This is a genomic window from Glycocaulis alkaliphilus (assembly GCF_004000605.1).
GTDB classification, from domain to species: Bacteria; Pseudomonadota; Alphaproteobacteria; order Caulobacterales; family Maricaulaceae; genus Glycocaulis; species Glycocaulis alkaliphilus.
Window position 1 is genome coordinate 2,992,106 of the sequence record NZ_CP018911.1, and the last position, 13,153, is coordinate 3,005,258.

A 13,153-nucleotide genomic window follows, 5' to 3' on the forward strand; every position below is an offset into this window, starting at 1 on the left:
CATGAGCGATATGCCCCCACCCGGCACGGTGCTGGGCCGCCTGGATGCGCTTGGCGATCCGGGCGCCTTCCCGTCAGACTATGAGCCTCTGCCGGTCCTGTTGGTGCGCAAGGGCGATGAGGCCTTTGCCTATGTGAATGTCTGCCCGCATCAGGGCCGTCCGCTCTGCCTGCCTTCGGGACGCACACTGGTCAGCGAAGGCCAGTTCATCGTCTGCCCGTTTCACGGGGCAAGCTTTGCCATTGAGAGCGGCGCCTGCACGGGCGGGCCTGCCGGGAAGGCAGGCCTCAAACCTGTGCCGGTAGAGGTGAAGGACGGCGAGATCGTCGCGGCTTAGCCTTTCCCCCTATTCCGCCGAAGCGTTCTGCGCCAGTTCACGCAGCTCGGTAGAAGCAATGGCGATCTTGGAGAGCGTCCACCCGCCAGAGGCCGATAACTGCTCGATCAGATGATCGGTGCGGTCCACCTCCTGGGCGTGGGTGACTTCCCAGGACGAGACCAGCTCCCCCGCCCACTCCCCGGATGGCTCTTCCACGCCCGCCTTCAGCTTGCCGCCTGCCTCATCCGCATAGCGGGCAATGGCGGTGGAGATGGCCAGCTGGCTGGCAAACAGATCCTCCACCAGACGGCGCGTCGCCAGCCTGTCCCAATGCTCGTCAGAGGTCAGATAGCTGGCCGCAGAGCGCAACGGATCGAACCCGAAACGCTCCCCGATAGCATGATAGGCGCGCGCAGCCGCCGCCAGCGGCCAGCCCGCCCTGGCTGCCAGATCGATAATGTCCGTGGCGGGAATGAGTGGCTGTAACAGCGCCGCTGCGCCCGCCAGCTTCGCCGGCGCGCCCTCCTCGGTCAGACGTAACCGGCGGCCGGCCACACCGGCACGCTCATGGCTGGACAGGATGCTCTCACCCCATTCGCGCAGCTGGTCAGCGCCTTGCTGGTAGCGCTCAATCATATCACCCACAGGTGCCGCCTTGCCCGCGTCCTCGGTGCGCGCGCGCCGGGCAAGCCACACTGTCTGCTTGAAAAGCAGGCGGCGCACTTCAGCATGCAGGCTGGTCTGGGCGCTCGCAGGCACCTTGTTATCGAGCGCATTGATCTGCGCCATGAGGTCGTCGATACGGAAAATCTCGCGCGCGGCAGCGAAGGCCCGCGCGATGGCAGGCGTATCAGCCCCGCTCAGCTCCAGCGCCCGCTGCAGGAAGTCCGGCCCGCCCATATTCACCAGATCATTGGCGATCCGCGTCGCGATGATCTCCCTTTTCAGCCGGTGGCCGTCCATGGCGTCGGCAAATTTGTGCAGGGCTTTCGGGAAATAGGTGACGAGCGTATCGGTGAAGTGCGGATCATCCGGCACGTCACAGGCCACGATCTTGTCGAACAGGGCGATCTTCACATAGCTGGTGATGATCGCGATTTCCGGCCGCGAAAGCCCGTCATTCTGCTCCTTGAGACCCCTTATGATCTCGCTGCCGGGCAGCCCTTCGACAGCGCGGTCCAGACGCCCCTCAGCTTCGAGGCTCTCCATGACGCGCTCATGCACATCAAGGTCTTTGGCTGCCCGCTCGCGCGCCAGCGTCAGGGTGAGCGTCTGGTCGTAATTATGGCGGAGCACATGCTCGGCCACGTCGTCGGTCATGGATTCCAGCAGCTTGTTGCGGTCCTCCCGGCTCATATCGCCCGAACGCATCATCGGGTTGAGCAGGATCTTGATATTCACCTCATGGTCAGAGCTGTCCACCCCGGCCGAATTGTCGATGAAGTCGCCATTCACGCGGCCGCCCTTGCGCGCAAAGGCAATGCGGGCGGCCTGCGTCATGGCCAGGTTTGCGCCCTCGCCAACCACACACGCCTTCATCTCTTCGGCATCGACCCGGATGGCATCATTATTCTTGTCGCCGACCTGGTAGTTCTGCTCGGAAGCGGCCTTCACATAGGTGCCGATACCGCCAAACCAGAGGAGCTCGGTCTCAGCCTTGAGAAGGGCGTGCATGACCTCGTTTGGCGTCGCGCTCTTGCCTTCAAGGCCGGTCAAGGCGCGTATCTGGTCATTGAGCTGGATCGCTTTGGCAGAGCGCGAGAACACGCCCCCGCCCTTTGAGATCAGCTTGGAATCGTAATCCTGCCAGCTGGAACGGTCCATCTCGAACAGGCGCTTGCGTTCCTTCCAGCTGCCTTCGGTATCCTGCGGATCGGGATCAATGAAGATGTCGCGATGATCGAACGCCGCCAGAAGGCGGATCTGCTTCGACAAGAGCATGCCATTGCCGAACACATCCCCGGACATATCGCCCACGCCAATCACCGTGAAGGGCTCGCTCTGGATGTCCTTGCCGCGCTCGCGGAAGTGGCGCTTGACCGATTCCCACCCGCCACGCGCGGTGATCGCCATTTTCTTGTGGTCATAGCCGGCAGACCCGCCAGAGGCGAAGGCATCGCCCAGCCAGAAATCATACTCGTCCGTGGCGACACCATTGGCGATGTCGGAGAAACTCGCCGTACCCTTGTCGGCCGCGACAACGAGATAGGGATCTTCCCCGTCCCAGCGCACGACATTGTCCGGCGCCACGACATTACCGTCCGCGTCAAGATTATCGGTGATGTCGAGAAGACCGCGCAGGAAGGTGCGGTAGCTCTCCTTGCCTTCGGCCATGAAGGCTTCCCGGTCCGAAGGTTTGGGTAATTGCTTGGGATAGAACCCGCCCTTGGAGCCGACCGGCACAATGACGGCGTTCTTCACCTGCTGGGCCTTCACAAGGCCCAGAACCTCGGTGCGGAAATCTTCACGCCGGTCCGACCAGCGAAGCCCGCCGCGCGCCACAGGCCCGAAACGCAGATGCACACCCTCCACGCGCGGGCTCCACACGAAAATCTCGCGATAGGGCTTGGGCGCAGGAAGGTCTCGTATCTTGCGGCTGGCAATCTTCAGCGAGATCCAGGGCTTGGGCTGCCCGTCCTCATTGGTCTGGTAGAAATTGGTCCGCAGCGTGTATTTGATCAGCTTGACCAGCCGGCGCAGGGCCTTGTCGTGGTCCAGGCTGGAAACCGCATCGAGCTTGCCGCGCAGCTCCTTCTCCAGCGCCGCCGACTTTTCCTCGCGGGCCTTGTGGTCAAGATCGAGCGAAGGATCAAAGCGCAGGCGGGCAAATTCCAGAAGGCAGCGCGCAATTTCAGGGTGCCCGCCAAGTGCCTCTTCCTGGATGGATTGCGACGGATCCATGCCCGATTGCTGGCGGTAGCGCGCGCACGTGCGCAGGAAAGCCGCCTCGCGCCAGCTGACACCGATCGCGGGCACCAGCGTGTTGAAGCCGTCATCCTCGGTCCGCCCGTCCAGGACGGCCAGAACCGCGTCCTCAAACAGCGGCGCCAGGGTTTCCAGCTCTGCAAACTCACCCGAACGCGCGCCCACCTCGAACTCATGCACCCACAGCGTCTCGCGCTCCTCGCCATCACGCTGGCGCTGGACCGGATAGCCAGCCTCCGCCTCGACATGCAGGCCGAGATTTTCAAGAACCGGCAGCACATCCGATAGCGCCAGCATCCGGCCATGGCTGTAGAGCTTCACACGCAGATGCGCGTCATCATCCTCGGATTCGCGATATACGCGCGCGCCGCGCGGATTGTCCGCCGACAGGGTCTCCAGCCGTGCGATGTCAGCCAGTGCCGACAGGGGCTGGTAGCGCTCGCGGTAGCCGGCCGTATAGCCATCCAGATAGGTGCGCACCGCGCGCAAGGAATCAGCATCGCCATCACGGCGCGCTTCAGCTTCCAGCTCGTCCTCCCAGGTGCGCGCCAGAAGCGCGATCTCGCGCTCCAGCTCGGCCGGGTCGGGCTCGGGATGGTTGAACGGGTCCAGCCCGATAATGAAGTGGACGCGCGCCAGAGCGCCATCGCCAAACATGGGGTAGAAGGCCGACAGGCGGCCATTGAAGGCCTTGCGGATCAGCTCGCCCGCCTCGATGCGCACGCGCGTATTGTAGCGGTCACGCGGCACGTAGAGCAGCACCGAGACAAAGCGGTCAAACTGGTCGCGGCGCAGGAAGAGGCGCGTGCGGGGCCGGTCGAACAGGTGCAAAATGCCCTGGCTGATCTTCAGCAGATCCTCTTCGGAGGTCTGGAACAGCTCGTCGCGGGGATAGTTCTCGACAATGTGCTGGAGCTTTTTGGCAGAGTGGGAGCCTGGCGCCTTGCCGGCCTTGTCCAGCACGCGGCGCACTTTTCGCCGGATCAGCGGCACATCGCGCGCCATCTGGTCATAGGCCTCTGCCGTGAACAGGCCGACAAAGCGCGTCTCGCCCACCACCGCGCCATCATCGCGGTAACGCTTGACCCCGATATAATCCATGTAGACGCGCCGGTGGACACGGCTTTTCATATTGGCCTTGGCCACGATGACAGGGCTCGGCGCGCGCAGGAAAGCCTCAATGGCCGGCACAATGACCAGCGGTTCGGAGGTGCGGCGCAGCACGGTGCGGTCAGGATCGCGCAGAATGCCCTTGCCGCTGTCCTTGAGGATTTCCGGCTCGCGCGAGCGCAGATTGCCCTCCTCGTCGACGTCGAACGCGTAAGCACGGCAGCCGATGAACGCGAAATGGTCGTCACGCAGCCAGCTCAGGAAGGCGAGTGATTCCTCCACCTCCTCGCGCGGCGCGCGGGTATTGGCAGCCTTGAGATGCTCCAGGCACTCATCCATGCGCGCGCGCATGTCGCGCCAGTCCTCGACCGCCTCGCGCACATCGCTCAGCGTCGCGCGCACCTCTGATTCCAGCGCCTCGCGTGCGGACGGATCAAGCAGATCGACATGCACCTGGATCATGGACTCGGCGGCAACGCGCCCATCCTTGCCGCTGCGCTTGCCATCCTCGTTCCGGCGCACCTGCACAATCGGGTGAACCATGGCGAGCACATCAAGACCCTGCGAGGCGATCTCGCCCATCACCGAATCGACCAGGAATGGCCGGTCCTGCCCGATGACCTCGACGATGTCGCGCCCCAGCGGCTTGCCGTCGCTGCCCTTGCCTTCACGCACACGCACCTTGATCTTGTCGCTGGCACGTTCGGCCGCGAACTCCCAGAAATCGCCAAAGACGGTCAGCGCATCATCCTGCGTGATGCCTTGCAGATCATCAGACAGGGAATCTTCCCAGACCTGTTCGGCAAAGCTGGCAGCGGCATCATCCAGTCCGCCAAAGCGGGCCTTCCAGTGCTTGCGGGCTGCTTTGAGAAACTCATCGCGGTCAAAGGCATGGGCGGAACTGACGACAGCGGTCATGCTCGGGGGCGCTCCGTTTCGGACTTGCGGGTACGCGCCGGGGGCGGCGCGCCGCTATTGATGACGCCAGCCTAGCTGCACTGCTGCGCCGTTCAAGCGATGAACGCCACTGCGGCATGATGAACACCGAGACTGGACCAATTGGCGCGCGGTGTGGTTCGTTGCGTGACTGAAAACAAGTCCTTTTTCTGCGGAGACTGTCGAACCATGCCCCACATGCTCATTACCGGCGCCAACCGTGGCATTGGCCTGGAACACACGCGTGTTCTTTTGTCGCGCGGCTGGCATGTCAGTGCAGCCTGCCGCGATCCCGGCAAGGCCAGTGAGCTAAAAGCGCTCGATCCCGGTGACGGACGCCTGACCCTGCTGGAATATGACGCCGCCCGGCCCGGTGCCGGCAAGGCTCTGGCCAGTGCGGTGAAGGGCCCGATCGATATTCTGTTCGCCAATGCCGGCATGTTTGGCCCGCGCGAGCAGGGCTTCGGCCAGACTGACTATGCCGGCATGGCTGAAATCGCGCAGGTCAACGCCTTTGCAGCGCTGGAGCTGGCGGAAACCTTCGCCGGTCAGGTCGCGCAGTCCCAGCTAAAGGTGATTGCCCTTCAATCGAGCCGTATGGGCTCCATCGCCGACAATACCAGCGGCGGATATTACGCCTACCGCATGTCCAAGGCAGCGCTGAACGCGATTGGCAAGTCACTGAGCATCGACCTCAAGCCCAAAGGAATCATCACCCTCATCTTCCACCCTGGCTGGGTGAAGACCGATATGGGCGGCGCAGGCGGCACCCTGACCGTCAATGAATGCGTGGAAGGCCAGCTCGATCTCATTGCGCGCGCCAACCCGGCCATGAATGGCCGCTTCTTCCATGTCAGCGGCGAAGATCTCGACTGGTAAAAAGGAAAGGCGGGCGCTGCCAGACGGGGACAGGACAGTCCGGCAGCGCCCTTCGGGTCTCACGATGGCAGGCTGGGGACACGCAAACGGAGACCCGTCTTTCTAATACGCCGGCAACGCACGAGCGGATCAGCGGCGGAATGAGCGGATAATTACCCCACAATATTTACTTTCGTGGGGCAAACTGCTATTGCCCCACAGAATAATCTTTTGTGGGGCAATATGGACACCTTTCCCCTTTCCGTTCAGACAACCTACCAAGACCTCCTGGAGGCACACCGGCAGCAGGCCGTCAGCAATCTGGGTGGAACACCGGTCCTGAAGGAGAAAAGCGGACGCAAATACTGGTATGTCCGCAAACGCCTCGGCAACCGGATTGTGGAGCGCTATCTCGGCCCGCAAAGCGCCGAACTGGACCAAAGGATTGAAGCGGGCCGTGACGCGGCCACGGATCATGCCGTTTTTGAAAAGCGGTGCGCGTCCATGGTGGCACAGTTGCGCGCCGCCGGACTGCCAGCCCTCGACCGGCAAACGGGCAAGGTGCTGCGGGCCATGGCCGTGGCCGGAGCGTTCCGGCTTGGCGGCACATTAATCGGCACCCACGCCTTCCGGCTCTACAGCGCCGAGCTGGGGGTGCGTTTCCCGCCCGAACTGGGACTTACCGCAGATGTTGATGTTGCGGCGTTCGAGAACCTCAAACTCGCCATCGACGACAAGCCCGACCCTTCTCTGGCAAGAACCTTCGCCGATCTGGGCCTGCATCCGGTCTCCGAAGCAGGTGATAGCCGCAAGCACACACGCTGGAGGATGCCCGGCGACGGGTTGATGGTCGAGTTTCTTGTTCCAAGGATGCAGTCACACCAGGACGTCGTGTCTCTCGCACCGCTGGGCGTTGATGCGCGGGCGCTGTCATATCTGAACTATCTGATCGCTGAACCGGTTCAGGCCGTCGGCCTGTATCGCAGCGGGGTCCTCATTCAGGTGCCGCGTGTGGAGCGCTACGCCATCCACAAGCTCATCGTTGCCAGCCAGCGCCGGAAGGAAAGCGCAGCCAAGGCAAGAAAGGACCTTGCCCAGGCAGATCTGCTTATACGCATACTGGAAGAGGACCGGCCCGAGGAGTTGGGGCTTGCCTATGAAGATGCCTGCGCGCGCGGTGCCAAATGGCGCTCAGCCATGGACGCGTCGCTGGACCGCCTGCCAGAGGCCAGAGCGCGGCTCACTTTCTGCTGAGTTGCAAGGTCCGGCTGGCGACGTATGCCCAGCGGGAAAGGGAACAGACTGGCAGACCGACGGGTTAGCTCTTGCACAACAGCAAGGGAGGCTAGAATGGCCCGCAAACATCCGGTTCCGCCCAAACCCGTTACGCCCTCGCAAGAGCGTCCGCACAACTCCGCTCGTGAAGAGGCGCTCGACGAAGCGCTGGAAGAAAGCTTTCCAGCCTCCGACCCGCCCGCTCCGGTAGCGCCGCGCAAAAGCCGCTAGACGTGTAACTGCCTACGAAACGCCGGGGCGCCGGGCAGCCAGTCCAATCACGAATTATCGGGATCTGGTCCGGAAAATGGAGCGGGCGATGAGATTCGAACTCACGACCCTCACCTTGGCAAGGTGATGCTCTACCCCTGAGCTACGCCCGCTCATATGCGTTACCGGGGCTGGTCACATGGACCAGAGGGCGCGGTATATCGCGCATCGCGAATGGTTTGGCAAGCCTTCACTGCGGCGCTCATTTCATCTCTTGCATCCGGGCGCTTGCACGGGGCAGGAAGGAAGCCATGACAGTTTCAGACCCGGCCCCGCCATTGCCCGCCCCGCCCGTCACCCGCGAGAGCCTGCTGGGCTTTCTCGATGCGCTGGGCATTGCCCACACCACGCACGATCACGCGCCGGTCTTCACCGTTGCCGAGAGCGACCAGATCAAGGCTCACATGCCCGGCGGGCACACCAAGAACCTGTTTCTGAAAGACAAAAAGGGCAATCTCGTCCTGATCTCGGCCGAGCACTCGACGACGATCGAGCTGAAGCGCCTGCACGAGCGTCTGGGCTGCGGGCGGCTCTCCTTCGGGTCGGCAGAGCGGCTGGAAGAGGCACTGGGTGTAACCCCCGGCTCGGTAACCGCCTTTGCGCTCGTCAATGATCCTCAGCGCCGGGTGCGCTTCATCCTCGACGCCGCGCTGATGACGCACGAGACCGTGAACTTCCATCCGCTGAAGAATGACGCCACCACCGCCATATCGCGCGATGGACTGCTGGCCTTTCTGGCAGCGCTTGGGCGTGAACCGGAAATCATGGATTTCACGGCCGTGGCGTGACCGCCTACTTGCAGTCTGGCCTCTGCCAGTCCACCTAAGGCGCAACATATTAGACATTCCGGGATGCCCCTCCTGCGCCCCGGACAGGAACTCCAGGGATCAGACGTCATGCAGATTTTCGGCAATCAGCCCGCCAGCACACCGGCCAGCAATCCCGGCGGTGGCCATGTGAAGGACTCCACCGACCAGAATTTCATGACCGACGTGGTGGAGGTCTCAAAGCAGGTGCCTGTCCTGGTCGATTTCTGGGCGCCCTGGTGCGGTCCGTGCCGCCAGCTCGGCCCCGTCATCGAGAAGGCCGTGAATGCGGCTGGCGGCAAGGTGAAGCTGGTCAAGATCAATATCGACGAGAACCCGCAAGTGGCCGGCCAGCTGCGCATCCAGTCCATCCCAGCCGTGCTGGCCTTCGTGAACGGGCAGCCTGTTGACGGTTTCATGGGCGCGCTGCCCGAAAGCCAGATCAACGACTTCATCAAGCGCATTAGCGGAGACGTCGACGAAGCCGCGCTGGACGATGTGCTCGAACAGGCAGAACAGGCGCTTGCAAGAGGCGATGCGGGCGGCGCAGCGCAGGATTTTGCCGCCGTCCTGCAGGCGGCCCCGGACAATACCCGCGCCCTGGCGGGCATGGCACGGGTATTCCTCTCCCAGGGCGACCGGGAGGGCGCTGAAGGCGTGCTGGCACAGGTGCCGCCAGCCAAGGCAGGCGATCCGGCCATAGCGGGCGTGCGCGCCGCCATGGAGCTGGCCAGCGAAGGCGAGGATGCCGGTGATCCTGCCGATGCGAGGGCTGCCCTTGAGAAAGCCGGCGGCAAGGGCGCAGCCCTGCACTACCAACTTGCCCGCGCCCTGATCGGTGCAGGCGATCTGGAAGGCGCCGCGAGCGCGCTTCTCGACAGTATCGCGCAAGACCGCGAATGGAACGAAGGCGCGGCGCGCCAGTTATTGCTGCGCGTGTTCGAGGCCGCCGGGCAGACATCCGAGCTGACAAAGGCCGGGCGCAAGCGTCTCTCCTCCATCCTGTTCAGCTAGAAGCTGGCTGCGGGGCGGCTGAGGCCTATCTCTTTGGAGTGGACACGCCACGACTATCAGGAGGCCCGCGAAGACAGATGACCGTTCACCCCGCCTTGCCGGACACGCTGCCGCTCTTCCCGATCCGCGGCTGCATATTGCTGCCGGGTGAGGCCCTGCCTCTGAACGTGTTTGAACCGCGCTATCTGAACATGGTCGATGACGCGATGAGCGGGAACGGATTTATCGGCATGATCCAGCCACGCGAGACCGGCCCGCGTGACCATCCAGACCTCGAACGGGTCGGCACGGCAGGGCGCATCGCCAAACATTCGGAAACCACTGACGGACGCTATCTGATCGTGCTGGTGGGCGTTTCCCGCTTCACCCTGACCGCCCAGCCGCACATGAAGACCCCCTATCGCGTCGGGCGCGCCGATTATACCGGGTTCGAGCGTGATATTGACGGACCCGAAGCCGACGATCCGGGCGCAGACCGGGCCGGCTTCCTCGCACTCCTGAAACGCTTTTTCCAACATGCCGGGATTGATGCCGACTGGGCATCGATGGACCACGCACCCCTGTCGGCGATCACCGGCAAGGTCGCCATGGCAGCGCCCTTTGACGCGGCCTGCAAGCAGGCACTCCTGCAGGCCTCGAGGCCCTGCGTGCGCCGCGAGCTTCTGGCCACCTTGATGGAAGGCGCGCTGGAGCACGCCTTGCGCGGCCCGTCATCGGGTCCGGCCGGCCGGCTGCACTAGGCTTGCCTGACCCGCAGGCAATGCCGTAAAGACGCTAGCCATGAGCACCGAGACACCCACCGACACGCCCAATCCGCGCCGGTCCGCCCATGTGGACCCGAAGCTGCTGGAAATCCTTGTCTGCCCGGTCACACGCCAGACGCTGGAATATGACCGCGAGGCAGGCGAGCTGATCTCGCGCGCGGCGGGGCTCGCCTATCCGGTGCGCGAAGGCGTGCCGGTCATGCTGCCCGAAGAAGCCCGCCAGCTAGATGGCTGAGCCCAGGCAGACGCCCTGGCCCGTCCGCCTCGCCTTTCAGGCATCGCACAGGCGTTTGCGGGCGAGCTTTGATGATGGCGCGGTGTTCGACATCCCCTATGGCCTCCTGCGGCGCGAGAGCCCGTCTGCCGAGGTGCAGGGCCATGGCCCCGGCCAGAAGCGCGCCGTCCCCCATGCTGACAGCGTGATGGTTACAGCTGCAGAGCCTGTCGGACGCTATGCCGTGCGCCTGGTGTTTGATGACGGCCATGATAGCGGCATCTATGCTTGGACCCTCCTGCGCGCGCTTGGCGAGGCGGCAGGGCGAGCGCCGCACCGCTGATTTGCCAGCAATGCCATGACGCGCCACACTCCGGGCCAAACTGGTGTTCTTCTGAAGGATATTAACATGAAAATGGTTCTGCACGCCGGTATGGCGCTCGCATCGGTCTGCCTGCTCGCAGCGCCTGCTGGCGCTCAGGCCACCGGGCCAGTGATCGAGCGCATTGATGCGCAGGGCTTGCGCGCACTGGTGACGGGGCTTGGCCACGAGATCACCAATGAGGCCGTATCCGAGGAAGGCCAGCCTATTGTGACGGCCACGACCGGCACCATGAACTATCTGGTGGCCGGTACGGTGTGTGAGAACGGGCAATGCCAGGGCCTGCTGACCGAGCTGGTCTTCACCAACACGCCGGCCACTCTGGACATCGCCAATCAGGTCAACCAGAGCTATGCGGCCATCAAGCTGGTGGTTCTGGAAGACGATAACGTCGTGTTCTCGCGCTATGACGTGCTCAATGGCGGTACGACGCTGGGGGCGCTTTCAACCTCGGTCAGCACATTGCTCGAAGTCGCGGGCGCAATCGTTCAGTCTGGCGGCGAATAGCGGGCGGCATTCTCGTCAAGCATGGTCCCCGGCGGGTACCGGCTCGGCCGGCTCCGCTGCTTTGGGCGCGGCAGGCCGGGGGGCGGGCTGTATCCGCGCCAGCAGGCCCTGCAATTCCTGCAGCTTGGCAGGGCCGTTCTCGGCGCGCGCTTCGGCCCGGCCCATCTCTGACGACAAAAGCCGCATGGCACGTGCCTGCGCATCCTGCTGGCAGCGTCCCAGTGGCAGAATGTCCTGCGCGGCCAGCCGCAATAGTCCCGCAGCCCGGTCAAGGGCGGGCAGGTTTGATGCGCTGATACGTTCAAAGAGCTTGTTATCGTGAATAATCGCCGCGCCCAGCTGGTCAAATGCATCACTCATTTCCAGCTTCGCCGCCTCGGGGAATGTCCCTTTCAGGGCCCGCTTCTGCAGTGATGACAGCGTGGCCAGGCGTTCAAACGGCTGGCCGGGGCCCTTCACGAACCAGCTCACAGATTTCTGTGATGACAGCTTGGCGCGGACGTAAGCAGCCAGCTTCACCTTGTTCTGCTCACCCACCAGATTGTCTTCCATCGACAGGAGGCGGGTAATTTCCTCGGCGGGTGTCACAGCGTCCTTCAGCGCCTCCTCCACCGATTCAGGTGATAACAGGCGCGCCGAGCGCACCGTGAACGCCTCCACCAGGGCCTGCGGGTTGAGATGGTCGCCAGATGCCGCGATGAGGCGCTGGGCGAGCGAGCGGGCCAGCGCGATCTCTTCGAGCACATTGTCCGGCTTGAAACGCTTGGGCTGACGCAAGGCCTCCAGCACGCGCCGCGCGATCTCGCCCTTGCTGTCGGGCAGCTGACTTGCCGCAAATTTTGACGCGAGACGGCGCGCATTGCCGGGTGCGGAAGTCATGCTGGGATGGGTCTGGGTGCCGGCAAACACGCTGGTCAGACGCTCGACATGACTGCCCAGATCCCGGCTCTGGCCGAGTATCTGGTTCAGCGCACGGTCAAAGGAGAGCATTTCGGCCAGAAAGGCATCCGCCTCCTTTGCCGCAAAGGCGCGCGCGTCCGGATCTTCAGGCAGATCATCATGGAAATCGAGCAGCATTTCGGCCTTGCGCGCCATGCCGGACGCATTGGCCAGCCGGTCGGCAATGGCGCGGCGCAGGCGCGTTTCGGCGCTGCCTTCAGCATGAATTTTTTCTGTCAGCTCCCGGAAGCTGGCATTCTTCGGATCCAGCGCCTTGCGCCTGGCATCCTTGCGCGCCTTCTCGATCGCCCGCTCAACCAGCTCGGTGAGAAGGCGGACATAGGCATGAACCGATGCATCGGAGTTTTGCGAGCGCGCAATCGCCACTTTCTGGATGGCGTGCTGCAGATCGCTTTCGCACGCATCCAGCGCCTCGGCCATGTCCGGCCGGTATAGCAGCTCCAGCGGGCAGATTTCCTTGCGCTCCAGCCATGGGGCGAGAGCGCGGCGCACCGTATCGCGCGCAGCAGGCCCGGCCAGATCCTCCGGCGTCACGCAAGGCAGTGTTGCCTCGCCAGTCTTGGCATCGGGAACGCTGAAGCGTTCTGCGCCTACCTCATGAATGGTGACGGTGCTGAACGTGCCGCTGGCATCATTCCAGGTTTCACGCGCCACCCGGGCCGAACCGCGGGGCATCTTGGCGACAAGCCGGTCAGCCAGGTTAATCGCGTCGGAACGCTCGTTGAGCGCTTCCACCAGCACCCATTCCGCCTTCGGATGCTTCTTGAAGAAGACCTCGAAATGGACTTTTCCCGAAGCCATGGAGCCCGCCCG

12 protein-coding genes and 1 tRNA gene are annotated in these 13,153 nt (G+C 63.4%); 10 read left to right on the forward strand and 3 right to left on the reverse strand.

Features of this window, described 5'->3' with window-relative positions:
- Nucleotide 1 precedes the first annotated feature (1 nt).
- Nucleotides 2–337, forward strand: coding sequence for a Rieske (2Fe-2S) protein (locus X907_RS14255; RefSeq protein WP_127569144.1), 336 nt, complete (start codon nt 2–4; stop codon nt 335–337).
- Nucleotides 338–346: 9 nt separating this feature from the next.
- Here X907_RS14255 and X907_RS14260 read toward each other — a convergent pair whose 3' ends face one another.
- Nucleotides 347–5,272, reverse strand: a complete 4,926-nt coding sequence (locus X907_RS14260) for an NAD-glutamate dehydrogenase (protein WP_127569146.1) — start codon at nt 5,270–5,272, stop codon at nt 347–349.
- A 207-nt stretch (nt 5,273–5,479) separates the two neighbouring features.
- Between X907_RS14260 and X907_RS14265 the strand changes: the two genes are divergently transcribed.
- The 3 genes from X907_RS14265 to X907_RS14490 all read left to right on the forward strand — a co-directional run bounded on the left by X907_RS14265 (nt 5,480) and on the right by X907_RS14490 (nt 7,654).
- The gene (locus X907_RS14265) at nt 5,480–6,169 is read left to right on the forward strand and encodes an SDR family oxidoreductase (protein WP_127569148.1); all 690 of its coding nucleotides are present in this window, start codon (nt 5,480–5,482) and stop codon (nt 6,167–6,169) included.
- A 222-nt stretch (nt 6,170–6,391) separates the two neighbouring features.
- A complete protein-coding gene (locus X907_RS14270) occupies nt 6,392–7,402 on the forward strand; it encodes a nucleotidyltransferase family protein (protein ID WP_127569150.1) in 1,011 nt (336 codons plus the stop codon).
- A 96-nt stretch (nt 7,403–7,498) separates the two neighbouring features.
- Complete coding sequence (locus tag X907_RS14490; RefSeq protein ID WP_170175583.1) at nt 7,499–7,654, forward strand: hypothetical protein; 156 nt, start codon at nt 7,499–7,501, stop codon at nt 7,652–7,654.
- 77 nt (nt 7,655–7,731) lie between these two features.
- Here X907_RS14490 and X907_RS14275 read toward each other — a convergent pair.
- A tRNA-Gly gene (locus X907_RS14275) sits at nt 7,732–7,806 on the reverse strand.
- A gap of 138 nt (nt 7,807–7,944) precedes the next feature.
- Between X907_RS14275 and X907_RS14280 the strand changes: the two genes are divergently transcribed.
- The 6 genes from X907_RS14280 (at nt 7,945) to X907_RS14305 (ending at nt 11,380) form a co-directional block, all read left to right on the forward strand.
- Nucleotides 7,945–8,481: a prolyl-tRNA synthetase associated domain-containing protein gene (locus X907_RS14280; protein WP_127569152.1), complete on the forward strand. Its 537-nt coding sequence runs from the start codon at nt 7,945–7,947 to the stop codon at nt 8,479–8,481.
- A 108-nt stretch (nt 8,482–8,589) separates the two neighbouring features.
- Nucleotides 8,590–9,513 (forward strand): thioredoxin, encoded by a 924-nt coding sequence (gene trxA, locus X907_RS14285; protein WP_127569154.1) that lies wholly within the window; start codon nt 8,590–8,592, stop codon nt 9,511–9,513.
- Nucleotides 9,514–9,590: 77 nt separating this feature from the next.
- On the forward strand, nt 9,591–10,253 hold the full coding sequence (locus X907_RS14290) for an LON peptidase substrate-binding domain-containing protein (protein ID WP_170175584.1): 663 nt from the start codon (nt 9,591–9,593) through the stop codon (nt 10,251–10,253).
- Between the two features lie 40 nt (nt 10,254–10,293).
- A complete protein-coding gene (locus X907_RS14295) occupies nt 10,294–10,512 on the forward strand; it encodes a Trm112 family protein (RefSeq protein WP_127569158.1) in 219 nt (72 codons plus the stop codon).
- A complete protein-coding gene (locus X907_RS14300; RefSeq protein ID WP_127569160.1) occupies nt 10,505–10,834 on the forward strand; it encodes a gamma-butyrobetaine hydroxylase family protein in 330 nt (109 codons plus the stop codon). The genes X907_RS14295 and X907_RS14300 overlap by 8 nt, the downstream gene beginning before the upstream one ends.
- A gap of 66 nt (nt 10,835–10,900) precedes the next feature.
- A complete protein-coding gene (locus X907_RS14305; RefSeq protein WP_170175585.1) occupies nt 10,901–11,380 on the forward strand; it encodes a YbjN domain-containing protein in 480 nt (159 codons plus the stop codon).
- 15 nt (nt 11,381–11,395) lie between these two features.
- Here X907_RS14305 and X907_RS14310 read toward each other — a convergent pair whose 3' ends face one another.
- Nucleotides 11,396–13,141 (reverse strand): hypothetical protein, encoded by a 1,746-nt coding sequence (locus X907_RS14310; RefSeq protein ID WP_127569164.1) that lies wholly within the window; start codon nt 13,139–13,141, stop codon nt 11,396–11,398.
- Between the last annotated feature and the right edge of the window lie 12 nt (nt 13,142–13,153).

Excerpts from the sequence above, each read along its gene's own strand:
- X907_RS14255 (WP_127569144.1), top strand. The coding sequence starts at position 2 with ATGAGCGATATGCCCCCACCCGGCACGGTGCTGGGCCGCCTGGATGCG.
- X907_RS14260 (WP_127569146.1), bottom strand. The coding sequence starts at position 5,272 with ATGACCGCTGTCGTCAGTTCCGCCCATGCCTTTGACCGCGATGAGTTT.
- X907_RS14265 (WP_127569148.1), top strand. The coding sequence starts at position 5,480 with ATGCCCCACATGCTCATTACCGGCGCCAACCGTGGCATTGGCCTGGAA.
- X907_RS14270 (WP_127569150.1), top strand. The coding sequence starts at position 6,392 with ATGGACACCTTTCCCCTTTCCGTTCAGACAACCTACCAAGACCTCCTG.
- X907_RS14490 (WP_170175583.1), top strand. The coding sequence starts at position 7,499 with ATGGCCCGCAAACATCCGGTTCCGCCCAAACCCGTTACGCCCTCGCAA.
- X907_RS14280 (WP_127569152.1), top strand. The coding sequence starts at position 7,945 with ATGACAGTTTCAGACCCGGCCCCGCCATTGCCCGCCCCGCCCGTCACC.
- trxA (WP_127569154.1), top strand. The coding sequence starts at position 8,590 with ATGCAGATTTTCGGCAATCAGCCCGCCAGCACACCGGCCAGCAATCCC.
- X907_RS14290 (WP_170175584.1), top strand. The coding sequence starts at position 9,591 with ATGACCGTTCACCCCGCCTTGCCGGACACGCTGCCGCTCTTCCCGATC.
- X907_RS14295 (WP_127569158.1), top strand. The coding sequence starts at position 10,294 with ATGAGCACCGAGACACCCACCGACACGCCCAATCCGCGCCGGTCCGCC.
- X907_RS14300 (WP_127569160.1), top strand. The coding sequence starts at position 10,505 with ATGGCTGAGCCCAGGCAGACGCCCTGGCCCGTCCGCCTCGCCTTTCAG.
- X907_RS14305 (WP_170175585.1), top strand. The coding sequence starts at position 10,901 with ATGAAAATGGTTCTGCACGCCGGTATGGCGCTCGCATCGGTCTGCCTG.
- X907_RS14310 (WP_127569164.1), bottom strand. The coding sequence starts at position 13,141 with ATGGCTTCGGGAAAAGTCCATTTCGAGGTCTTCTTCAAGAAGCATCCG.